This is a genomic window from Leptolyngbya sp. CCNP1308 (genome assembly GCF_034932455.1).
Taxonomy (GTDB): domain Bacteria; phylum Cyanobacteriota; class Cyanobacteriia; order Phormidesmidales; family Phormidesmidaceae; genus Nodosilinea.
On the sequence record NZ_JAYGIH010000013.1, the window covers coordinates 16,106 to 38,388 of the forward strand.

Annotated in this window: 18 protein-coding genes and 1 pseudogene; 14 read left to right on the plus strand and 5 right to left on the minus strand. The window is 53.6% G+C overall.

Annotated features, from left to right (window positions below; genetic code table 11):
* Nucleotides 1–115: 115 nt before the first annotated feature.
* Nucleotides 116–1,120 (plus strand): protochlorophyllide reductase, encoded by a 1,005-nt coding sequence (locus tag VB780_RS07325; RefSeq protein WP_323350480.1) that lies wholly within the window; start codon nt 116–118, stop codon nt 1,118–1,120.
* 1,214 nt (nt 1,121–2,334) lie between these two features.
* Nucleotides 2,335–3,054: an acyltransferase gene (locus VB780_RS07330; protein WP_323350481.1), complete on the plus strand. Its 720-nt coding sequence runs from the start codon at nt 2,335–2,337 to the stop codon at nt 3,052–3,054.
* Nucleotides 3,055–3,305: 251 nt separating this feature from the next.
* On the opposite strand, the gene fusA is transcribed toward VB780_RS07330, so the two are convergent.
* The gene (gene fusA, locus VB780_RS07335) at nt 3,306–5,399 is read right to left on the minus strand and encodes an elongation factor G (protein WP_323350482.1); all 2,094 of its coding nucleotides are present in this window, start codon (nt 5,397–5,399) and stop codon (nt 3,306–3,308) included.
* A 492-nt stretch (nt 5,400–5,891) separates the two neighbouring features.
* On the opposite strand from fusA, the gene VB780_RS07340 reads away from it, so the two are divergent.
* Nucleotides 5,892–6,197, plus strand: coding sequence for a hypothetical protein (locus VB780_RS07340; protein ID WP_323350483.1), 306 nt, complete (start codon nt 5,892–5,894; stop codon nt 6,195–6,197).
* A 243-nt stretch (nt 6,198–6,440) separates the two neighbouring features.
* Here VB780_RS07340 and VB780_RS07345 read toward each other — a convergent pair whose 3' ends face one another.
* Both VB780_RS07345 and VB780_RS07350 read right to left on the minus strand, forming a co-directional pair.
* Nucleotides 6,441–6,995, minus strand: coding sequence for a plasmid pRiA4b ORF-3 family protein (locus tag VB780_RS07345; protein WP_323350484.1), 555 nt, complete (start codon nt 6,993–6,995; stop codon nt 6,441–6,443).
* Nucleotides 6,985–7,341 (minus strand): hypothetical protein, encoded by a 357-nt coding sequence (locus tag VB780_RS07350; RefSeq protein ID WP_323350485.1) that lies wholly within the window; start codon nt 7,339–7,341, stop codon nt 6,985–6,987. The genes VB780_RS07345 and VB780_RS07350 overlap by 11 nt, the downstream gene beginning before the upstream one ends.
* Before the next feature lie 76 nt (nt 7,342–7,417).
* On the opposite strand from VB780_RS07350, the gene VB780_RS07355 reads away from it, so the two are divergent.
* Both VB780_RS07355 and VB780_RS07360 read left to right on the plus strand, forming a co-directional pair.
* Nucleotides 7,418–8,008, plus strand: coding sequence for a chromophore lyase CpcT/CpeT (locus VB780_RS07355; RefSeq protein ID WP_323350486.1), 591 nt, complete (start codon nt 7,418–7,420; stop codon nt 8,006–8,008).
* A gap of 69 nt (nt 8,009–8,077) precedes the next feature.
* Nucleotides 8,078–9,148, plus strand: a complete 1,071-nt coding sequence (locus tag VB780_RS07360; protein WP_323350487.1) for an MFS transporter — start codon at nt 8,078–8,080, stop codon at nt 9,146–9,148.
* Nucleotides 9,149–9,266: 118 nt separating this feature from the next.
* Here the strand turns inward: VB780_RS07360 and VB780_RS07365 are convergent, their stop codons facing one another.
* Nucleotides 9,267–10,745, minus strand: a complete 1,479-nt coding sequence (locus tag VB780_RS07365) for a tetratricopeptide repeat protein (protein WP_323350488.1) — start codon at nt 10,743–10,745, stop codon at nt 9,267–9,269.
* Nucleotides 10,720–12,150, minus strand: coding sequence for an NB-ARC domain-containing protein (locus tag VB780_RS07370; RefSeq protein ID WP_323350489.1), 1,431 nt, complete (start codon nt 12,148–12,150; stop codon nt 10,720–10,722). The genes VB780_RS07365 and VB780_RS07370 overlap by 26 nt, the downstream gene beginning before the upstream one ends.
* A gap of 348 nt (nt 12,151–12,498) precedes the next feature.
* Here VB780_RS07370 and leuS point away from each other — a divergent pair, with 348 nt between their 5' ends.
* From leuS to VB780_RS07415, 9 genes and pseudogenes are all read left to right on the plus strand, one after another.
* The gene (gene leuS, locus VB780_RS07375) at nt 12,499–15,087 is read left to right on the plus strand and encodes a leucine--tRNA ligase (RefSeq protein WP_323350490.1); all 2,589 of its coding nucleotides are present in this window, start codon (nt 12,499–12,501) and stop codon (nt 15,085–15,087) included.
* An 84-nt stretch (nt 15,088–15,171) separates the two neighbouring features.
* Nucleotides 15,172–15,603, plus strand: a pseudogene (locus VB780_RS07380) (DUF29 domain-containing protein).
* A 117-nt stretch (nt 15,604–15,720) separates the two neighbouring features.
* Nucleotides 15,721–17,004 carry an ABC transporter ATP-binding protein gene (locus VB780_RS07385; protein ID WP_323350491.1) on the plus strand — a complete coding sequence of 428 codons (1,284 nt, stop codon included), beginning with the start codon at nt 15,721–15,723 and terminating at the stop codon, nt 17,002–17,004.
* 1 nt (nt 17,005) lies between these two features.
* Complete coding sequence (locus tag VB780_RS07390; RefSeq protein WP_323350492.1) at nt 17,006–18,223, plus strand: hypothetical protein; 1,218 nt, start codon at nt 17,006–17,008, stop codon at nt 18,221–18,223.
* A gap of 25 nt (nt 18,224–18,248) precedes the next feature.
* Nucleotides 18,249–18,974: a class I SAM-dependent methyltransferase gene (locus VB780_RS07395; RefSeq protein WP_323350493.1), complete on the plus strand. Its 726-nt coding sequence runs from the start codon at nt 18,249–18,251 to the stop codon at nt 18,972–18,974.
* Nucleotides 18,975–19,070: 96 nt separating this feature from the next.
* On the plus strand, nt 19,071–20,600 hold the full coding sequence (locus tag VB780_RS07400; protein WP_323350494.1) for a class I SAM-dependent methyltransferase: 1,530 nt from the start codon (nt 19,071–19,073) through the stop codon (nt 20,598–20,600).
* Nucleotides 20,601–20,617: 17 nt separating this feature from the next.
* Nucleotides 20,618–21,529 (plus strand): class I SAM-dependent methyltransferase, encoded by a 912-nt coding sequence (locus tag VB780_RS07405; RefSeq protein WP_323350495.1) that lies wholly within the window; start codon nt 20,618–20,620, stop codon nt 21,527–21,529.
* Nucleotides 21,530–21,574: 45 nt separating this feature from the next.
* Complete coding sequence (locus VB780_RS07410; RefSeq protein WP_323350496.1) at nt 21,575–21,709, plus strand: hypothetical protein; 135 nt, start codon at nt 21,575–21,577, stop codon at nt 21,707–21,709.
* 62 nt (nt 21,710–21,771) lie between these two features.
* Nucleotides 21,772–22,200 carry a hypothetical protein gene (locus tag VB780_RS07415; protein WP_323350497.1) on the plus strand — a complete coding sequence of 143 codons (429 nt, stop codon included), beginning with the start codon at nt 21,772–21,774 and terminating at the stop codon, nt 22,198–22,200.
* Nucleotides 22,201–22,283: the final 83 nt, after the last annotated feature.

The following is a 22,283-nucleotide window of genomic DNA, read 5'->3' on the forward strand; positions in this document are numbered from 1 at the left end:
GAAATCCATCACTCCCTGTAACAACACCTCAAAAAACATTAAGACACTGCATTGTTGTCCACGTAATCCTTAACACTGGAAAGCTAGAAGCGATTTTTCAGTCTTAGAGATAGCTATGGAACAGCAGAAAACAGTCATTGTGACCGGGGCTTCCTCTGGGGTGGGGCTCAACGCCGCCAAGGCCCTGGCCGATCGCGGCTGGCATGTGGTGATGGCCTGCCGCAATATTGAGAAAACCAAGCAGGTGGCGCAAGAGCTTGGCATACCGAGCGATCGCTACAGCATCATTCACCTCGATCTGGGCTCTTTGGCCAGCGTGCGCCAGTTTGTCAGCGACTTTCGGGCTACGGGGCGCAATTTAGAATCCCTAGTCTGCAACGCCGCCGTCTACTACCCGTTGCTCAAAGAGCCGATGTACAGCGCAGACGGCTACGAAATCAGCGTAGCCACCAACCACCTGGGCCACTTCCTGCTGTGCAATCTGCTGCTGGATGACATCAAGGCCTCCCCCGCCGCCGACAAGCGCCTAATCATCCTCGGCACCGTCACCGCCAACCCCAAAGAGCTGGGCGGCAAGATTCCCATCCCCGCGCCGCCTGACCTCGGCAATCTAGAAGGTTTCGAGGCCGGGTTCAAAGCTCCGATCTCGATGATCAACAACAAAAAGTTCAAGTCGGGCAAGGCCTACAAAGACAGCAAGCTGTGCAACGTGCTCACCATGCGCGAGCTGCACCGCCGCTACCACGACGCCACCGGCATTACCTTTAGCTCGCTGTACCCAGGCTGCGTGGCCGATACGCCCCTGTTCCGCAACCACTTTAAGGCGTTCCAGACCATCTTCCCCTGGTTCCAGAAAAACATCACGGGCGGCTACGTCACCCAAAAACTGGCGGGTGAGCGGGTGGCCGACACCGTCACCGATCCGGAACTGAAGGAATCGGGCATGTACTGGAGCTGGGGCAACCGCCAAAAGCCCGGTCGTCGCTCCTTTGCCCAGGAGGTGTCGAACGAAGCCTTAGACGACGCCAAGGCCCGCAAACTGTGGGATCTCAGCGCTCGTCTGGTGGGGCTGGATGACGAAACGGCACGGAATGTGCCCGCCGCTGCTGGTTCGGTGTAGGCGACTAATCTCAGAAGTGCTTTAAATACCTTGTCCTACACAGCAAGAGCTAGGGAGCTTTGAGATAGCTTCCTAGCTCTTGCTAGAAGCCGCAGCATCTATAGCAGGTATAGCAAGGGGACTTTGAGCTTAAATTTCTCTTCAAATGATAGAAGACAGCTATAACGCTTCTGGAAATGGATTTTCCAGGGGCTTTTTAGTGAAAAATTTCAATTGTGATAAAGTATGCGAGATTGATAGAGTTTATCAATGCCCTCTAATACTAAATCCTTCTTGGTTACCCCCGATTTAGCAGGGCGAATGCCATTCGCTCCCTACGGTTCGGCCTTTTAGGAATCGGGGCTATGTGATTCGGATTTGGTATAAGGGGAGCACGCAAAGCGATTGCTAAGGCCAACTTTACTTTCGACTACAGTTTAAAGACAATATCTTGTTGTTCTTGAAAGTCTTTGGCAGTAAACTAAGGTCAACTAGAGCTAAGCCCTTTATCTACAACGCAGGTCTTGGCAGTAGTGTAAACGTAGATGAAGTTGTTGTATGTTTATCTCAATTTTCAACAAATCACGCGTCTACGCTAACATCTATCAGCCCATGTTGAAAGGGCTACGGCTAGCGCGTTTAAGCCGAGTATGTATGCCCGTCATGGCCGTAAGAATTCCAGGCGGCTTGACTCCCCCATAAATTAGTTATTGTTTGCCCAAGGTAAGCGTTGGCAGAGGTTCTCTCAAGCTAGAACCTCAGAAAGTGTTCTGCACCAGATTTCATCCTTTAGCGAAAATGACTAGGTCGCCTAATATTGACCTCGATATTTTCTGTAATTAGAAATACTGAAGATTAAATTTATTGGTGCTCTAGCCGCAAGGGCTACACTATCGTTTGCATATCTTTATTGCCTGCGACAGCAACATGCGTTTTCAAAAGAATCGCAGCAGCACAGGCATAGAAGAATTTTGTTGCCAACCTAACGCATAAGTTTCCGAATAAAGCTTATATTCTGCAATGAAATGTAGGTCAATTTTCGATTGAAACGTGCTGTTCTTTAATTGATAGAACTGCGCATTTCAACAGTGAATAAGCATTCCAATAAAACAGCCAAAGGTAGCTGACCCTTCGCAAATAAGGGTTTTAGCAAGCATCTATGTCACTAAAAAATAGTGATATTCATTCTTAAAGTCAAACGCAACTTATTAGTTCTAAAGAGAGGAATTAGCAACATGAATCGTCGCGAAGACTTTAGCCAGCAGCAGTCAGTAACAGATAATTCTAAGGCTAATTGTTCTATGGGTTGGAAATATCGAAGAGACGAATATCTGCTTGCTCTGCTGAGTTCGGTTCCAACGGGTGTTGGTAACAAGTTACGCCAGCTTGCCTATCCACTTGTTTTCGAAAGGTTCGGTAAAAACGTTACGATAGAATTTAGCGTGCGATTTATTCGCCCAAAATCGATGGTTATTGGTAACTCTTGCTCGATTTGCAACTATTCATTCCTAAATTGTTGGGAAGATGGTGGCGAGCTTGTCTTAGAAGATTCTGTACGGCTAGACCAAGGTTTTCACCTCCAAGCCTTGGGGGGCAAAGTCAGAATCGGGCAAAATACTTACCTAGGGCCATACGTCTGTATGGCAGGCCCAGGCGACATCACTATTGGAAAAAACTGTTTAATCGCATCAAACACTGGTCTTTACGCAAATAACCATATTTTCTCTGGAGTAGATATACCTATCAATCAGCAGGGCCTAACGGCCAAGGGCATAGAAATTGAAGAAGATTGCTGGCTTGGTTCGGGAGCCAAGGTTGTCGATGGAGTGACCATTGGCAGAGGCAGCGTTATCGGTGCTGGATCCGTTGTCACTAAAGATATTCCGCCCTATTCAATCGCTGTTGGTGCTCCAGCTAAAGTCATCCGTCAGCGAACTTTAAGTGAGGTAAAGTGATTGGCTAAGAATTTCAGGTAGGAATTTACACTCTGGATGAAAGGGCGATCGCAGCCTGCTCTGCCTCTGCTAAACAGCTAGCTTAACCCACCATTGCGAGTTGATTCCCGCCGCTGGAACAGCTGGGAACGCATCTCCTCGCAAATCCTTCATCGAACGGCAGTTGGCGATTGTCAGTTGCCTATACAAAACGCCCTGGCCAGACTCTGACCAGGGCGTTCTATGAGTTTGGCTAGCACCTAGCCCATTGCCTACTTAGCGGCAGCCGCCTGGCGCTCCTTGGCTTCCTTGATCACTTCCTCGGCCACATTGCTGGGGCAGGGGGCGTAGTGGGAGAACTCCATGGAGAACTGGCCCCGCCCGGAAGTCATGGTGCGCAGGTCGCCAATGTAGCCAAACATTTCGCTTAGGGGCACATCGGCCTTTACTCGAACGCCGGTAGCACCGGGATCTTGGGACTTGATCATGCCGCGGCGACGGTTGAGGTCGCCAATCACATCGCCCATGTAGTCGTCGGGGGTGAACACGTCCACCTTCATGATCGGCTCCAGCAGCTGGGGGCCAGCCTTGGGTAGCGACTGACGGTAGGCGGCTTTGGCGGCGATTTCGAAGGCGATCGCCGACGAGTCAACCGCGTGGAAGCCACCATCGGTGAGAGTGACCTTGAGGTCAACCACGGGGTAGCCCGCCAGAGGGCCGCGGTCAATGCTGGTAGCAAAGCCCTTTTGCACCGCGGGCCAAAATTCGCGGGGCACGTTACCGCCGGTCACCGCCGACTCAAACTGGAAGCTGGTGCCGACTTCGCCCGGCTCAATCACGTAGTCAATCTTGGCGTACTGACCCGAACCACCGGACTGCTTCTTGTGGGTATAGCTGTCGACCAGGCGCTTGGTGATTGCCTCGCGGTAGGCCACCTGGGGCTTGCCCACTTCGACTTCGACGCCGTGGGTGCGCTTGAGAATGTCAACCTTGATGTCAAGGTGCAGTTCGCCCATGCCCTTGAGGATGACTTCGCCGCTCTCTTCGTCGGTTTCCACCTGGAAGGAAGGGTCTTCAGACACCATCTTGCTGATCGCCATGCCCATTTTCTCGTTGTCGCCCTTTTTCTTGGGGTAGACCGCAATCGAGATCACCGGATCGGGGAAGACCATGGGCTCTAGGGTGGCGGGGTCTTTGGGGTCGCAGAGGGTGTGGCCGGTCTGCACGTTCTTCATGCCGATCAGTGCGACGATGTCGCCCGCCTGGGCCGACTCGACCTCTTCGCGATCGTTGGCGTGCATTTCGACTAAGCGGCTGATGCGCTCGGTCTTGCCGGTAAAGGTATCGAGAATGGTGTCGCCTTTTTTGAGCTGCCCCGAGTAGATACGGGTAAAGGTGAGGGCACCAAAGCGATCGTCCATGATTTTGAACGCCAGCGCCCGCAGGGGCTTGTCGGCATCGGCGTAGGCCAATTTGCCGGTAGGGTTGCCCTCTAGGTCGATTTCGGGCTGGGCAGGCACTTCGAGGGGGTTGGGTAGGTAGTCAACCACTGCGTCAAGTACCAGCTGCACCCCTTTGTTTTTGAAGGAAGAGCCGCAGTAGGTGGGAAAGAAGGCCAGATCGCGGGTGCCCTTGCGAATGCAGGACTTGATCTCGTCGATGGTGATGTCTTCACCTTCGAGGTACTTATTGAGAATGTCGTCGTCCTGCTCGACGGCCAGTTCGATCAGCGCCTCGCGGTACTCTTCGATCTGATCCTTCATGGCTGTGGGCGGCTCTTGGATCTCGTAGTTCTCGGGCTTGCCCGAGTCATCCCACACCCAGGCTTTACGGGTGAGCAGGTCAACCACACCGACAAACTCGGTTTCGGTGCCGATGGGCAGCACCATAACCAGGGGCTTGGCCGCCAGAATAGTGTCAACTTGCTTAATGACTCGGTAGTAGTCAGCGCCGGTGCGATCGAGCTTGTTGACGTAGATGATCCGCGCCACCTTGGAGTCGTTGGCGTAGCGCCAGTTGGTTTCAGATTGGGGCTCTACCCCGCCCGAGCCGCAAAATACACCAATGCCGCCGTCGAGCACCTTGAGGGAGCGGTAGACCTCAATGGTGAAGTCAACGTGGCCGGGGGTGTCGATGATGTTGAGCTGGTGCTCTTTCCAGAAGCAGGTGGTGGCCGCCGACTGAATTGTGATCCCCCGTTCTTGCTCTTGCGCCATAAAGTCGGTGGTGGCAGCACCGTCGTGTACCTCACCGATTTTGTGGATGCGACCGGTGAGGGCGAGGATGCGCTCGGTGGTGGTGGTCTTGCCCGCGTCTACGTGGGCGAAGATGCCAATATTGCGATAACGGGTGATGTCTTTAGCCATAACTGCTTCTCCGGGTTCTGGGCGATGAGCCGCTGGTGACCATCTTCATGGGTTACTCAGACGGGGTCTGGGTTGTCGATTTGGTAGCCTTGACAACAGAAAACTCTATCACGAGACCATGACGGGGAGTTTGAGCTGGGGCCGAGGCAACAACACCTAATATGAACTATTGTAAAACCCCCTGACACATCCGTGAAAGGGGGGAGATCGATTACTAGGTTCTCATACTCAGGATAGCCGCCATTGGGGCTTGAATGAGTGGGGAAAACCCATCATTTGCCGACAGCGATTCGCGGAGCGATCCCGGAGGGAATCGTACCTCTACAAAAGCAGCCCTTCCCCCAGGTTGCTGCCACTTTGCTGCGCTCCAAAACTCAGGCTTTTAGGGGTCTCCCTAGCGGAGTCCTCAAGTCCCTGATTTGCAGTAGGGATTGGGCTAATTTTTTCTACAATGATGGCCGTGTCGGTTTAGATAAAGTGGAGAACTGGATCATGGGCAGCGTTGTTGGTACGGACGGCTATACCGCCAGTGGCTACGTGGGAGCCGCCATCGTGGGCAGCAGCATTACCCTATCGCTAAAAGATTTCACCACCGCTGCCGAGGGTGAAGCGCTGGAGGCATTTCTGACCATCAATGGCAATATGGCCAAGCGCCCCATTGCCCTGGGGCCGCTGCCCGAGAGCAGCGGGGCGTTCGATCTGTCGGTGCCTGAGGGTACTGACATCAGCCTGTTCAATACGCTGGTGATCTGTCCGGTGGGGTCTGAGACGGCTGTTGCTACAGCATCGGTGCCGTAAGCCTGTAGCTCAAGCGGCGATCGCGCCAGCGTTCGATAAATGCGCATAACGGCTAGATCTAACCCATCAATCGAGTGGTGTAATTAAGCCGTCTTGGGCCAGACGGGTGTTGACTATGGCGGCGATCGCGGGACGAACCCGCTCTAGATTCGGTGTGGCGACAACAGACTTTTCCAGATATGAGAATTCCAAATACCAGAATTCATTTTCAACGCTCTCCTGACAGCTTGCTCTAGCCTGAACTCAGGGGGACAGCCTCTGCAATCGCTGGTTTGCCGCCGCCAGATCAAAATGCTCCGGGTCGAAATCGTAGCCGACTTTTTGCCAGAGAGCATCGACTTCCTCAGGATCGTCGCCATCGCCCAGGCGATCGAGCAAGTCAACGTAGTCCCATACGCCACGGCAAAACTCCGGCGGGCACTGGCGCTCCCCGGCGGTGCAGTGGGGCAGAGGATGGTCGACCGGGGCGATCGCCTCCAGCGTGACTTTGTGCAGCCAGCCCTGGGCGGGGGCATAGTTGTAGATCAGCGCCTCGCCGGGCTGGGTGACAAGGGTAGAGAGCGATGGCCCTTGGGAGCCGGTCTCTGACCACCGCTTTTCTCCAGCCTGCAAAACTTTACCCTGGCCTTTAAACACGTAGTCAGCATCCCCCGACCACCCCATTACCGCTGCGAGTATCTGGTGGAGTTCTGCAAGGGAAACATCGCCCTGCACACAAACTTGCCGCCAGATGTAGGGGTCGCTGTCGAGCAGCTCGACATGCAGGTGGCAGGTTTCAACAGCTAGATCAGGTTTCATGGTGTCCATTGGTTTCTTTGCCGCCCTCGACTCGATAATCTGCTGCCGGCCAAATGGCCTGAATTTCCTCGGCCTGGTGGCGGGCGGCAAAGCGCTCCCAAGTAATGCCGTTGACATCTACTTCGGCGGTGAATGTCTGGGCCTCGTCGTCTTCCCAGCCCAGGTGGCGCAGCTGCCCTGGCGGCACCCCAGGGGCATGGCGAATGGAAAGGTTTAGCGTCTCTGTGCGCCACAGAGCATAGGCACCGGCAATCACCAGCGTTGGGTCGCATCCCAAACGGGCCGAATAATCGGTCACGGAGGCCGCAATATCACTGGATGAGATCGCTAGGTGGAGCTTTTTCATTGCGGTCTTCTCTGACGACCCTCGTCAACCCTGTAAACTAGGGTCAACCTTACCACGATGATTTCTACACCCATCCATGACCCACGCTACCGATATTCACACCCTGGCCCGCTGGATGGCGGCAGACTTTAGCAATCAGCAGCAGGCCTTCGACAACCCGCCGCTGTTTGCCCACATTCGCGTCTGCATGCGCCCCCTGCCCACCGAGACCCTGGGGGGTCTGGGCTTTTACATTGAGCAGGCCTACGATTTCATGATTCAGCAGCCCTATCGCGCCCGAGGCATGAAGCTCAGCGCCCAGGGCGACCACATTCTGATTGAGAACTACACCCTCAAGGACGGAGAAGCCTTCCACGGGGCCTCTCGCAATCTGGATCAGCTCGCCAAGCTCACCGCCGACCACTTTGAAAAAACCCCCGGCTGCGACATGATCGTCCACTGGACAGGCCACAGCTTTAAAGGATCGGTAGAACCTGGCAAAGCCTGCATGGTCGAGCGCAATGGCAAAACCACCTACCTCGATAGCGAGTTTGAAATCGACGCCGACCGATTCATCAGCTGGGATCGAGGCCGCGATCCAGAAACTAATGAGCACCTGTGGGGGGCGCTGGCGGGGCCGTTTGAGTTTAAGCGCCGGGCAAGCTTTGCCGATGAGGTGAAGGGGTAAGGGCCGATTTTGACCCCAGTAGATTTGTTGTCTACTTCTCGGCCTAGGGGTGGTGTTTGGGTAGGGTTTATGGCCCTGCTCTATGCCGTGCAGGCGGCCACGGGTAACCCAGGATTAGCCTACCTGCCGGTGGCAGCCTACTTGACCCAGCAGATGAACTTTTCTGCCGCGCAGCTGGCGGGCTTTCAAGCCATGGTGCTGTTGCCCTGGGTCACCAAGCCCCTCTGGGCATTGTTGATCGACGGCTTAGCCCGACTGGGGTACACCACCAAAACGTACCTGGTGCTCTGTTTTGGGGGCATGGTGCTGGGGTTTGGCCTGCTTAGCCAGGTGCAGCAGCCCACGGCTGGCAGGTTGCTAGTGGCCCTGGGCCTGCTCTCGGTGGCGGTGGCGATCGCTGATGTGGTGGCCGATCGCTGGATGGTGATCGAAGGGCTGCGGCACCAGCGAGGGAATGTGTACCAGGCGGCCCAGTGGGTAGGGTGGGGCAGCACAGCCATGACTATGTTCTTAGTGGGTGGCTGGCTGGCCGATCGCATCCCTCTCCACCAGGTGTTTGGCCTCAGCGCAGTGGTGCCCGCCTTGGCCCTGCTGCTGGTAGCGTGGAAACTGCCAGAGGTGAAGGAAAATCGCCCTCAACCGAAATCCCAGGGTTCTAGCGTAGATTCTCTACAATTTGTAAATCGTGGGGCAAAGAACCCTAGGATCTGGGCTGATTGTGTCAAGGCCCTGAGACGGGCTGACCTGCGCCGGGTGTTGGGGTTGGTGGTGCTGCTACACCTCAGCCCGCTGCCGATCGACTATCTCTATCAGGTGCAAGAGCTGGGGTTTGAGAATAGCCTGGTAGGACAGCTCAAGGCGATGGAAAGCGTGGGGACGGCCCTGGGAGCGCTGGGGTTTGGGCTGTGGGCCTGGCGGTCTGCTCGGTTGCCCTGGCTCAGTCTGGCGGTTATCGGTCAGGCGGGTGCAATGCTGAGCCTGGTGGGTCTATCCGGTGCGGCTTCGGCCTACGGGGTGTATCTGCTGCGGGGCATGTTCGCCATTGTCAGCTTTTTGGGCCTATTTGGGCAGGTTGTGGCGGTCTGCCCGCCCCAGGTTGCAGGCTCGGCCTATGCTCTGGTGATCTCGCCTCTAACCTAGCAGTCAGTTTGGGGGCGGTGGCAGGGGGCACTCTCTACGACCTGGGTTTGCCCTTTAAGGGGGTCGCGCTCGTCGGCACTGGCTATACCCTACTGGTGGGTCTTTGGTTGAAGCGACATTACCGCTGAGGTCTCTCAAAGTGGGCCTGCCACCATTGCTGTGGTAGTTGCCGCAGGGTTTCCCAGGTTTTAGTCAGCAGCAGTTGGCCATTGATACTCCGCCAGGGCGGTTCCATACAGAGGGCCTGCCAGACCAGGGCCAGGGCTTTGCCATAGTGATGATCGGCCCAATGCACCCGAGCCAGACAGGCGTAAGCGACCATTCGATGTTCTGCTACCACTTCATCCTGGCGGGCGATCGCAAAGGCAGTCTGGCTAGCCCGCTGGGCCAGGTCTCGCTGGCCCAAAGTGACGTGGCAATAGGCTTGGTTAGCCGTGACAATGGCAACACTGCCGAGGGAGCCAACTTGGCGGGCTAGCCGTTCTGCCTGCTGAAAGTAGGCCAGGGCGGCAGGCATTTGGCCCAGACCATAGGCGTAGATCGCCCCAAGGTCGTTGAGAGTCAACAGCTCTCGATCGGCATGGTAAATTTGGCGATAGAGGGCTAGACTGCGCTCCCCGTGGGCGATCGCCGCCGCAAACTGCCGACTGCAAAAGCTTGCCCGCGCCAGCCCCGAGAGAGCATCTGCCTCTAGGGCCAAGTTTTGCTGGGCCTGGGCCACCGCCAGGATGCGGTTGAAGTAGGGCAGCGATCGCTGGGACTGCCCCCGCCACTCGTAGATCTTGGCCAGCGTTTGCAGCGTGGTCACTTCCAGGTCGCTCAGCCCGTGGGTGTTAGCCAGAGCCAAGGCCCGCTGCAACAGCGCCAAACTGTGGCCCGATCGTCCGGTATAGCCATAGGCTAGGGCGAGCTGCTGCTGCACCTCAATGGTAAGAGCAGCATCCCCCAGCGCTTCCGCCTCCGGCAGCAGAGCTACCAGCGGGGGAATAGCGGTGCGATGGCTGAGTTGAGCCATGGCAATCTGGGCTAGGCCAAGGCGAGCCTGGAGGGATTGGCATTCCTGTACCAGCGCTTCATAATGGCGGCGGGCAGTGTCGTAGGCCCCCAGCTGTCGCCGCCCATCCCCCGCCAGCTGCCGCAGTTCTCTCTGCAAGGGTTCTGCTACGTGGGGCAACATCGCCTCACACAGGTCTACCTGTTCGCGGCGATGTCCCCACCGGCCCAGTTGGCGATAGAGAGGGGTGCCTGTCTCGGTATAAGCGGCGGCGATCGCCCCAGCCACCCCCCACAGCTCCGCCTCGCTGGCGTGGTAAAACGCCTCTAGCCAGCCCCGCACCTGGTCGAGGGAGGCACTGCTGGGCGGGGTATAGCCCTGCAACCACTGCACCAGGGCCATCGCGTGGGCATAGTGCCAGGGCGACGATACCTCCACCGCCGCCAGCGCGGTTTCTAAGGCCGGAGCCACCAGCACACCATCGGCTAGGACTTCGGCAAAGGGTGGCGGCAACCATTCCCCCGCTGCTCTGTTCTCTAGCGCAGCCCAGGGGGCACTGGCAAAAAAATCGTCGGACTCAAGCACTGGCGGCGGGAGGGTCATGGCGGGGACGGATCTGGCGCAGGTGGCTCAGGGCAATGCTGCGGATGACGTTGTGCTGGCGCAGGTGAAGCTGGTGGTGCTCCACCGTCTCTTCCACCAGGTAGCGATCGAGCAGAGCCTCCAACATGAGCTGCGACAGCTCCCCCTGGGCCTGAAAGGGCGCTAGCAAATTTAACCAAAACGCCTCGACCACCGGACGGCGATACACCGACCCCAAACACAGTAGTTGGTACGCCAAGGGCACCTCCTGCTGCAACCGTTGGAAGCTGGTTTCAATGCGCTGGCGCACAATCTGGCGCAGCTGCCGGGTGTAGCAATCTAGCCGCAGCGGATCGTCCTCGCTTTCTAGATCTACCGCCTGCATCGACTGCTCTAGCTGCTCAATTTCGTCGCCATAGGTGTTCCAGTAGGCGGCCAGGTTGCCGTCAAAGGGCGGGGCCAAAATCTCTCCGGCAATTACCTTGAGGGCCAAGGGGTGCCCCTCATAGGCGGCCCCAATGCGGCGCAGCCAGGCTTGGCTATTGGCAGCCCTTTCCCCGTCCAGCCCCAACGCTGCAAAGAGCTGCTCCCGCTCGGCGGGCTCTAGCCCCTTGAGGTTAACGCCGTGCCAGGCGGCCTCGTCGCGGCTGACCACGGCTCGCAGCACCGCCGGAAACTCTTGACTGGTCACCAGCACCACGCTCTGGCACGCCTGCGCCGCCAGCAACCGCTTAAAAAAGTGCCCCCAATGGATGTCTTTAAACTCACTCCAGCCGATCTCTTCATTGCCCTGAAGGGTGGCCTCTAGGCCATCTAGCACCACCAGTTTGGGCTGGCTGGTGAGGGCTTGCACCACCGCCGCCACGCCCTCTTCAGCCGACACCGCCGCCAGGTCTGAGGTGCCCTCTGCCAGACAGGGGGCTACCTGGGCAAACTCGGTGCGATCGCGCCCATCAAATTTCACCCACTGCTGATCGGCAAACTCAGCCTCCAAGCGCTGGCAAACCTGGTCAACCAGGGCCGTTTTGCCTACCCCGGTCATACCCGTTACAAATAATAGACGGCACCCCTGCTGACAACGCTGTACCACCTCGTCGAGCAGCGCCACCCGGCCTACCCAGCCGGTGACGCCGTAGGCATCCTCCGACGATGGTTCTGCCAGGGCCGCATCAGAGGCAATCACCTGCTGCCAATCGACCCCCGCCGCCTCGCAAATGGCCACAAAAGACTCAGCCCGAATGGGAATGCGCTGCCAAAACCGCCGCAGCGTACCGAGAGAGACATGGGCGCGATCGTACCAAACCGCCGACTGATGCCCCCACCCCCGCTGCCTCATCGCTTGGTCTACAACCTGTAGCCCCTCCAGGGATGCCTTCAGCCTGTCGCGTCGTCCGCCCCTACGCTCAGTCATCGTCCGTGCAGTCATGAATTTCACCAATACTACGGTGAAATCACGGATCTACTCACCGCAGATCCACCGAACAACCTGCAAATATGTGCATCCTGAAGGGTCACTCCATCAAGCAGTCCTGAAGCTCTGGATACCTCGGAAACACGGTATCCACACTGGCAAGTTGTGCTCCATAGACTAAGGCAGTAGCGAGAATGGGCCGATCACAGGGGTCTTTGTGAATCAGTGATACAGCTACGGCCTGGGCTGCGATGGTCTCTGTCCTTGTACTTCTCACTCCCGTACCTCTCAAGTTGCCTCCCTGCCGCCACTCCCGTCTATCATGGGGAACATCGCACCAGTGCAGCATTAGGAGTCAAGGACGTGGAGTCCAAATATAACCCCGCAGACATCGAGACAAAGTGGCAGCAGGCTTGGGCCGAGCAAGGGCTAGATCGGGCGATCGAGAATCCCGATCAGCCTAAGTTCTACGCGCTGTCGATGTTTCCGTACCCGTCGGGGAACCTGCACATGGGCCACGTGCGCAACTACACCATTACCGATGTGGTGGCGCGGGTGCGGCGCATGCAGGGCTACCGGGTGCTGCACCCGATGGGCTGGGATGCCTTTGGTTTGCCGGCGGAAAATGCGGCGATCGATCGCGGTATTCACCCCGCCCAGTGGACGTACCAAAATATTGATCAGATGAGGGCGCAGCTCCAGGAACTCGGCCTCTCCTACGACTGGGAGCGGGAGGTGGCGACCTGTGCCCCCGACTACTACCGCTGGACCCAGTGGATTTTTATTCAGATGCTGAAGATGGGGCTGGCTTACCAGAAAGAGGCGGCGGTGAATTGGGACCCCATTGACCAGACGGTGCTGGCCAACGAGCAGGTGGATAGCGAGGGGAAATCCTGGCGATCGGGGGCGATCGTCGAGAAAAAGCTGCTGCGCCAGTGGTTCCTCAAGATCACCGACTACGCCGAGGAGCTGCTGCAAGACCTGGATAAGCTGCCCGGCTGGCCCGAGCGGGTGCGCACCATGCAGGCCAACTGGATTGGCAAATCGACTGGGGCTCAAGTCGTATTTAAGACCGAAGCGGGGGATGCCCTACCCGTGTTCACTACTCGGCCCGATACCCTGTGGGGGGCCACTTTTATGGTGCTGTCGCCCGAGCATCCGCTAGTCGAAAAGCTGACCGCGCCCGATCGCGTCGCGGCCGTAGACGACTACCGCAAGGCCGCCGCCGCCAAGAGCGAGATCGATCGCACCGCCGAAGACCGCGAAAAAACCGGCGTGTGGACGGGCAGCTACGCCGTGAACCCGGTGAACAATACCAAGATTCCCATCTGGATCGCTGACTATGTGCTGATGGGCTACGGCACCGGGGCGATTATGGCGGTGCCCGCCCACGACCAGCGCGACTTTGAGTTTGCCCGCAAGTTTGATCTGCCCATCAAAGTGGTGGTGCAGCCCGAGGGAGAATCCTTCGATGGTGACACCATGACCACCGCCTGGGCGGGAGAAGGGGTGATGGTGAACTCGGGGCCGCTGGATGGCATTTTGGCTGGCAAGGGCGAGGGGCAGAGCGTGGCGGCAGCGATTGCCTGGCTTGAATCCAACGGCAAAGGCCAGGGCGAAGCCAACTATCGCCTGCGCGACTGGCTGATTTCCCGCCAGCGCTACTGGGGCGTACCCATCCCCGTGGTGCACTGCCCCGAGTGCGGCATTGTGCCGGTGCCCGACGAGCAGCTGCCGGTGACGCTGCCCGAAGATGTGGAGTTTTCGGGTCGCGGCGCTTCGCCCCTGGCCCAGCTAGAGCACTGGGTAAACGTGCCCTGCCCCACCTGCAACCGCCCCGCCCGGCGCGAAACCGACACCATGGACACTTTTATTGACTCGTCCTGGTACTTTTTGCGCTATACGGATGCCAAAAACCCCGAGTCGGCCTTTGCCCAGGCCCAGGCCAACGGCTGGATGCCAGTGGATCAGTACGTGGGCGGCATTGAGCACGCGATTTTGCACCTGTTGTACTCGCGGTTTATTACCAAGGTGCTGCGCGATCGCGGCCTGCTCTCCTGCGATGAACCCTTTGAGCGGCTGCTGACCCAGGGCATGGTGCAAAACACCACCTACAAAAACCCTAAGACCGGCAAGTACGTCGCCTCTGAGAATGTCGCTGATCCTACGAACCCGGTAGACCCTGCCACTGGCGATGCCCTGGAGGTGTTCTACGAAAAGATGTCGAAGTCGAAGTACAACGGCGTTGACCCGAAATCGGTGCTGGCCAAATACGGGGCCGACACCGCCCGCATGTTCATTCTCTTCAAGGCACCCCCCGAGAAGGATCTGGAGTGGGACGACGCTGACGTAGAGGGACAGTTTCGCTTTCTCAACCGCGTCTGGCGTCTAGTCACTGAATACATCGCCACCGTAGGGGCGAACGGTGGTTCGCCTGCCGGGGGCGCTGCCGAGCTCTCCAAGGATGAGAAAGCCCTGCGCCGCGCCATCCACACCGCCATTCAGGCAGTCACCGAAGACATTGACGGCGACTACCAGTTCAACACCGCCGTCTCGGAGCTAATGAAGCTCAGCAACGCCCTCACAGATTCTGCCGCTAAAGATTCCCCCGTTTATACCGAGGGCGTGCGCGCCCTGGTGCTGCTGCTGGCCCCCTTTGCACCCCATATGGCCGACGAGCTGTGGCACCAGTTGGGCAACGCAGACTCGGTACACCGCGCCCCTTGGCCGGTGTTTGACCCCGGTGCCCTGGTGGTGGATGAGATCACGCTGGTCATCCAAATTATGGGCAAAACGCGCGGCACCCTAGAGGTGCCCGCCGACTCCGACAAAGCCGCCCTGGAGCGCTACGCCCGCGAGTCGGAAGCGGCCCAGCGCTATCTGGAAGGCAAGGAGATCAAGAAGGTGATTGTGGTGCCGGGCAAGCTGGTGAACTTTGTGGTGGCGGGGTAGCTGAAGGCTAATGATGACGGGTACTCTCTACTTTCGCCGCATGGAGCGCATCTTTCATAACCCAGAAGATTTTGGGGAAAGACAATGACAGATAGCCTGTACGAGGTGGATTTCTATACCTGGACTGAGCAACAGGCTGAACTGCTGCGCCAAGGAAACTTCGAGGCGCTCGATCGCACCCACCTGCTGGAGGAAATTGAAGATTTGGGCAATCGCCACTACGACCAATTGGAATCTCGGTTGGTGCTGCTAATGGCCTATCTGTTGAAATGGCAGGTGCAGCATTGGCAGCGCTCCAACAGTTGGCGGGCCACCATTCGGGTGCAGCGGCTGTCGCTAGATAAACTGCTGCGACGTAACCCCGGCTTGAAATCTCGCATTGGAGAGGCGATGGCAGAGGGCTAGGAGGAGGCTCGGTTGCTGGCGATCGCAGAAACAGGATTACCGGATGACCAGTTTTCTGACTGCTGCCCCTACACCTTTGACCAGGTTATCGACCCAGACTTTTGGCCCTAGAGCCCTAACCGGGTAACTAAGTGTGTGGACGTGCAATTTTCATAAAGCTAGGGGGCACAATGAGCACAATGGCGGATGCGCCAGCTAGGTGAACTGCCCCCGTTCCACAGCCCCGTAATGTCAGACTCAGTTATTCAAGTCGAAAATCTCGGCAAAAAGTATGTTCTTGGCCAGCAGCAGCAGGGCAACTCTCGCTACGTAGCTCTGCGCGATGTAATGGCCGATAGCGCTAAGTCGGTTGGCCGTCGCCTGCGCCATCCTTTTAAGTCTCAATCTAGCTCTCAGCAAGAAGAGTTTTGGGCGCTCAAGGATGTCTCGTTTGAGGTAAAACAGGGCGAGGTCGTGGGCATCATTGGCCGCAATGGGGCGGGCAAATCGACGCTGCTCAAAATTCTCAGCCGCATTACTGAGCCTACGACGGGGCGGGTGCGCCTGCGGGGTCGGGTGGCCAGTTTGCTAGAGGTGGGCACGGGCTTTCACCCCGAACTAACCGGGCGCGAGAATATCTTTCTCAACGGCGCAATTTTGGGCATGAGCCGAGCCGAGATTAACCGCAAGTTTGATGAAATTGTTGACTTTGCAGAAGTTGCACGGTTTTTAGATACCCCAGTTAAGCGATATTCCAGTGGCATGTATATGCGATTGGCTTTTGCTGTAGCGGCCCATATGGAACCAGAGATTTTGGTGGTTGATGAAGTGTTAGCTGTAGGCGATGCTGCATTTCAAAAAAAATGTTTAGGCAAGATGGAGAATGTCTCCAAAGAAGGCAGAACAGTCTTGTTTGTAAGTCATAACATGGGAGTTCTCCAAGGGCTTGTTCAATCAGCTATTTGGCTGCACGAAGGAGAACTTAAATGCGCTGGAAGCACTAAAGAAACTATATCAAATTATTTATCCTCTGGCTTAGATTTAGGCTCCAGTAATTTAGACTTGAGTAATCATAGAAATAGACTTTTAGGGATGAAGAAGATCTTCAAAAAAGTCTCTTGCAAAGCCGAAAATGGGCTAAGCACACTTGAGTTTCATCAGTCCGAAGAAATCTTTCTGGATATTGAATATCATGCACCAGAAGAAATCAATTTAGCAGGGGCTGGGATTATTTTTAGTACTATTGAAGGCATCCGAGTAGGAAGCTTTAATACTTATATGGATTCTCAACCACCTTACAGAATCCCTCGCCATGGTAGGCTTTCTTTTCAACTTCCAGCTCGTCAATTCAATCCAGGAACGTTTTTGTTAACTATTTCACTGGGCTCCCATCAAGGGGTATTAGAAGATAAAGTAGAAAACTGCGTCAAAATCACCATTAATCCTTCTGATATCTACGGAACGGGATATCTACTCTCAAAAGAAGATGGAGTAGCATCAATTTCCGCAAAATCAATGGTGGAGGAAATATAGAATGAGCGCTAAAAATATAATCAAAGCCATTGCTCGACCATTAAAGAGCCAGGTTCTTGGAATAGTTAAAGAAAGGCGGGTTAGAGCTCTTGAAAAGAACTTGCTTCTAATAAAAAATGAGAATAGTTTTTCAGTTTATGAGACATTAAAGCTCGCCTCCATTTATGTAGAGAGCTTAAGAATCAAAGATGGTTCTTATGGAAGGTACCTCTATAAGCGAAACTCTAGAAAACCGATTCTTTACGCTTCTATATTTGCCGTTTTATTTAGGCATTTAACCGGCACCTTATACGAGATCAGTTCAGCTGACAAGCAAGAATGGATTAAGTATATTCAGGATCACCAGTCTTCAGACGGACTATTTAGAGATCCTTTGGTACAAAATGAAATTGCTGAAACTGAAGATTGGTGGGGCTGGCGGCACTTAACCATGCTTGCACTTATGGCGTTAACTGCTTTAGGCGCTAAGCCGAAATACAAGCTCCAGTTTCTGGAAAAATTAGATACAGCTGATAAAATTTACTCATTTATCGAGAAGCTTAATTGGGCAGAAAGAGCGTCTTTCACAAGCAACACCTTACAGAATTATGGGGTTTTCTTACAATACTCTAGAGACTTTCTTGGAGAAGAACACCTAAAGGATGCTGTTTCAGCATTGCTAGATGGAATCACCGAAAAAGTTGATCCAGAAACGGGGCTTTGGGGTAGCGGATTAAGCAGTGCTAATGCTGCTCTTTCTGAGGGTGTCCAGGCAGGCTATCATTTCTGGCTATTGTTTTGGTATGAGAAGCAAAAAATTCCATACGCAAGACAGGCATTCAAATCTATCTCTCTATTGCAAAATTCCTATGGTGCTTTTAACCTTGACAACGATTTTGCTTCTGCTTGCCAAGACATAGATGCCATTCATCCTATTGCTAAGCTGTGCGTTGATTTTCCGGATTTACAGTTATCTGGATCCGAAATTCTTCTTAAAAGCTTACCTTGGATAGTAAGCAACTTTAATGAGGACGGTGGAGCTAGTTTTCAAAGACATTCGTGTTTTAGATATGGGCATGATTTAATGGCTACCGGGCGTAACGAAAGCTCAATATTTGCCACCTGGTTTAGAGTCTTGTCCATTGGTTTTTTAATGCAAGTCTTGCCCAGTAATGATTCAAGAAAAACCGAATTTCATTTTCTTCACTGCCCTGGCTTGCAGTTTCCAATAAACTATTAATCATTTATAATGAGAGTTTAGAAGCATGAACACAAAAGATAACAGCACATACTTTAGGGGTTGGGAATACAGTAAAACAGGAGATTATCATAGAAATCTCGATTTAAGTTGGTCATATGCGCCAACTTACTTGCAGAAGGATAAATTAGTCAGAGCTTTTATAAAAGCTATAGGGCAAAACAAAAAAATACTCGACATTGGCTGTGGAGAAGGAGTCTTTGTAGAAGATTTTGCCAAAGAAGGTTGGGATATTCAAGGGCTAGACCTAAACTATGAGAGCCAGTATGTCCGTCGTGGAAGTGTACTCAAATTACCATTTGAAGACGCAACTCTTGATGCGGTAATGCTGCTAGATGTTTTTGAGCATCTTGCCTTTAGTGATCAGATGCCTGCGTTGGCTGAAATTCATAGGGTATTGAAAAAAGGCGGTCTATTTTTCACGTCTATCCCTAATCTTGCTCATTTTAACTCTCGTTTTACGCTCGTGTTAAAAGGTAAGTTAGATCGTACCGATCACGAACTCGATCATCCTGGAGAAAGACCATATCAAGAGAACAGATTTCTTCTCCAAGAATCAGGCTTTGACATTACTCAGTGCGTTGGCGTTACATTGACAGTTCCTTTACTTTATCGCCAACTAGTTTGCAGAAGAGCAAAGCGATTTCGATGGCTTCATGACTTGTTCGAGCCTGTTGCTAGAGTGTCACCATCTTTGGCAATGATAGATTTTTTCACCTGCGAGAAAATATAGCAAATTGACTGTTAGATTTTCAGTTTAATTAAGGCAAAATCTCAAATTTTATCTAAATCTAGAAACATTTTCCTAAGACGCATGAAGAAAAAGTGCATGCCAATTCAGACTCACATGACGCAAGCGGAACTCTTGCTTCTTTCAGACTTGGCTAAGAGCCTTGGGCCAAAATCCAATATCGTTGAAATTGGTAGTTACCTTGGGGCAAGTACCTGCGCGCTTTCTGAAGGTATTAAAGATGGTAAGGTCTACGCGATTGACACTTGGACTAATCTCACAATGAGTGAGGGAGAGCGAGACACCTACAGTCAATTCTTAGACAACACCAACCCTTACAAAGATATTGTCAATCCACTGAGAGGATTATCCCACGGGGTTGTAAAAGATTTTAGTTTTCCAGTAGATTTGCTGTTTGTCGATGGCGATCACTCTTACGAAGGTGCCTATACAGACTTAAAAGACTGGCTGCCGAAGGTAAAAGACTTCGGGATAGTTGTCTGTCATGACTATACTTGGGCAGAAGGGGTTAGAAGAGCCATTCGAGAATTGCTGGCACCACTTCAAATAGATGCTGGTCGCACCTTAGATGGTTTGTATTGGACACAAATTCAGCATAAACAACAAGATTCTAAGCTAACTGCTCGCGTTTCAGTTGCAATTCCAACATATCGTCGGTTAGATTTACTGCTCAATGCTGTCGAAAGTATTGTTCGTCAAGAATGCCAGCATGAATTTGAAGTAATAGTGCTTGATAACGACTGTGATGACAAAGTAAAAGAGTCTTTGACCGATCGTTTCGCCGAAGTGGGAAGCAGGCTTCGATATGTTCCCGTGCCGGACTTAGGATTACACAACGGGCGAAATCAAGCTGCGATCGCAGCCAAAGGAGACATTGTAGTTTTCGTTGATGATGACGTAATTGTTCCGTCGGGTTGGCTAGAAGCTATCTGTGCTCCGTTCAGCGATCCTCAAGTGGGCGCTGTAGGTGGTAAAACTTTGCCCAAATGGGATGATCCCCCCCCAGATTGGTTGAAGCAAGTTCCAGACGATTACTTTAGTTTGCTCGATCTAGGCGATACCCCCCGCGACATGCAGTGGCCAGAAACCCCCTACGGTTGCAATATGGCCTTTCGTCGAGATCTAGTGCTTACCCTGGGCGGCTTTCCACCTGATGGCGTAGGCGGCGGTTGGATTGAATGGAAAAGGGGTGACGGTGAAACTGGTTTTGCTAAGCGCGTCTACGATGAGGGCTACCGGGTTGTCTATAGCCCTCAAGCCTGGCTTTATCACCGCATTCCCGCTCAGCGACAAACTGTAGAATTCGTTCGCCGCCGAACGATCAAAGGGGCGATTAGCAGTGCCTACAGTGAGGTTAGATATTTTCTACCTAACAAACTAATGCTGCCGGTTCAAGTTGCAAAGCACACGGTAAAAGCACTGTTGGCAGGACTACAACGCCTCGCCATGTCATTCAGAGGAGTCGAGCACTGGCTACAGTACGATATTCAATGGACTCACCACCTGGTTTCGGCTCTATATAAAACCCGTCTTTTATTTGATTCTGACCTGAGGAAGTGGGTTTACAAACAGCACTATTGGTCAGACAAATCGCCAAACGCCAACTAAGCACAGTTAGTGAAGCCATGAGTTTAAAGGATTCCATAGAGCATTGGGTGCCGCCGGGCTTAATTACGGCTGGAAAATTTGCCGTAGGCAAAACGCCTAAGCAAAAAATTGATCAGTACTTGCGTAATGGCCGAATTCCCTGGTCAACGGGTTATAAGTTCTATCAACAAAAAACCGTTAAAGAGGCTTTGCAGGATCAGGGGTTGCTCAATATTTTTACGCTAAACACTCCCCTGCCTAAGAATTTCGGCCTGTATCTCGATGAGCGTTGCGTAGAATATCCTTGGCTGTTTTCGAGATTACCAGAGAAAGCTTGCCACATTCTAGATGCAGGCTCTGTTCTCAATTTTGAATATTTGCTCGACCATTCTTACTTTGCCAAGAGGCGTCTGCATATTGCTACTCTAGCCCCCGAGTACAATTGCTTCTGGAACAAAGGCATTTCTTATTTCTTTGAGGATCTCAGGGATTTGCCTATAAAAGATGAGTTTTATGACAGCATTGTTTGCCTATCTACGCTTGAGCATGTGGGGTTAGATAATGCTCAATATACTCAAGATAATCACTACAGCGAAAACCGCTCCAGCGACTACCTATTGGCCGTCAAAGAACTTCGCCGCATTCTAAAGCCAGGGGGAGAGTTGTTTATTAGCGTACCCTTTGGGAAGTATCAAAACTTTGGCGAGTTTCAGCAGTTTGATGCTGCTCTATTGACTGATACGATCGCCGCCTTTGGCCCTGCCCAGTCAATTGAGAAAAATTACTTCAAGTACTCCGTTGATGGCTGGCAAGTAGCCACAGAAGCTAACTGTGCTGATTGTGAGTACGTTCATAATGATGAGTGGTTAGCTCAGACACCGGGAAAAGCTAAACCCAGCGATCGAGCCGCAGCGGCACGGGCGGTTGCATGTGTTCATATCCTGCGCTAGATCTGTATGCAACAGTGCTCAGCCACCCAGTCCCCTTCTCTTACCATGCCCAACCGCGAAACCCAACTTATCGAAAAATATTGCACCTCTGAAGCTCAGTTTTGGCAACAGGCCAGCCAGACATCTCTAGATTCAATTTGGGATAACCAAGACGACGACGTATATGCCCAGCTACTCTAAATCGCAATGGATCGTCGCACAGAACTGATTTATACCAAAGGGCGCTATCTGTTGATAGCGAGGTGGGCTTTAAAGTCTATTTGCAGGCTGACGAAGACGGGCTGATGTTCTACATCTTTGCCCTGATTGCTACCACCAACAAGCACTGCATTGATATCGCCGCCGGACACCCGGTAGGGGCCAACAGCATTAACCTAATCGTCAACTGGGGTTGGCACGGGCTGCTGATCGAGGGCAGTCCCGATCTGGTGGCGTCCTCACAGCAGTTCTATGCCAAAAATCCCAATACATTTATCTTTCCGCCCCAGGTCGTCAACGCTTGGGTGACGGCTGAAAGCATCAACTCGCTGATTGCCGAGCACGGGTTTACAGGCGAAATTGACCTGCTTTCTTTAGATATTGACGGCATCGACTACTGGCTGCGCGATCGCCTCGAGGTGGTCAAACCCAGGGTGATTATGGTCGAGTATAGCTATAGCCAGTCTGATTAGGACATAATCTAGAGGTAGAGACATCTCCACCTGCGTGCCATGGCCAAACCCTACAGCCTCGATTTGCGACAAAAGGTCATTAA

Bases quoted from the DNA above. Each gene is read 5' to 3' on its own strand.
- VB780_RS07325 (WP_323350480.1), top strand. From the start codon at position 116: ATGGAACAGCAGAAAACAGTCATTGTGACCGGGGCTTCCTCTGGGGTG.
- VB780_RS07330 (WP_323350481.1), top strand. From the start codon at position 2,335: ATGAATCGTCGCGAAGACTTTAGCCAGCAGCAGTCAGTAACAGATAAT.
- fusA (WP_323350482.1), bottom strand. From the start codon at position 5,399: ATGGCTAAAGACATCACCCGTTATCGCAATATTGGCATCTTCGCCCAC.
- VB780_RS07340 (WP_323350483.1), top strand. From the start codon at position 5,892: ATGGGCAGCGTTGTTGGTACGGACGGCTATACCGCCAGTGGCTACGTG.
- VB780_RS07345 (WP_323350484.1), bottom strand. From the start codon at position 6,995: ATGAAACCTGATCTAGCTGTTGAAACCTGCCACCTGCATGTCGAGCTG.
- VB780_RS07350 (WP_323350485.1), bottom strand. From the start codon at position 7,341: ATGAAAAAGCTCCACCTAGCGATCTCATCCAGTGATATTGCGGCCTCC.
- VB780_RS07355 (WP_323350486.1), top strand. From the start codon at position 7,418: ATGACCCACGCTACCGATATTCACACCCTGGCCCGCTGGATGGCGGCA.
- VB780_RS07360 (WP_323350487.1), top strand. From the start codon at position 8,078: ATGGCCCTGCTCTATGCCGTGCAGGCGGCCACGGGTAACCCAGGATTA.
- VB780_RS07365 (WP_323350488.1), bottom strand. From the start codon at position 10,745: ATGACCCTCCCGCCGCCAGTGCTTGAGTCCGACGATTTTTTTGCCAGT.
- VB780_RS07370 (WP_323350489.1), bottom strand. From the start codon at position 12,150: ATGACTGCACGGACGATGACTGAGCGTAGGGGCGGACGACGCGACAGG.
- VB780_RS07385 (WP_323350491.1), top strand. From the start codon at position 15,721: ATGTCAGACTCAGTTATTCAAGTCGAAAATCTCGGCAAAAAGTATGTT.
- VB780_RS07390 (WP_323350492.1), top strand. From the start codon at position 17,006: ATGAGCGCTAAAAATATAATCAAAGCCATTGCTCGACCATTAAAGAGC.
- VB780_RS07395 (WP_323350493.1), top strand. From the start codon at position 18,249: ATGAACACAAAAGATAACAGCACATACTTTAGGGGTTGGGAATACAGT.
- VB780_RS07400 (WP_323350494.1), top strand. From the start codon at position 19,071: ATGCCAATTCAGACTCACATGACGCAAGCGGAACTCTTGCTTCTTTCA.
- VB780_RS07405 (WP_323350495.1), top strand. From the start codon at position 20,618: ATGAGTTTAAAGGATTCCATAGAGCATTGGGTGCCGCCGGGCTTAATT.
- VB780_RS07410 (WP_323350496.1), top strand. From the start codon at position 21,575: ATGCCCAACCGCGAAACCCAACTTATCGAAAAATATTGCACCTCTGAA.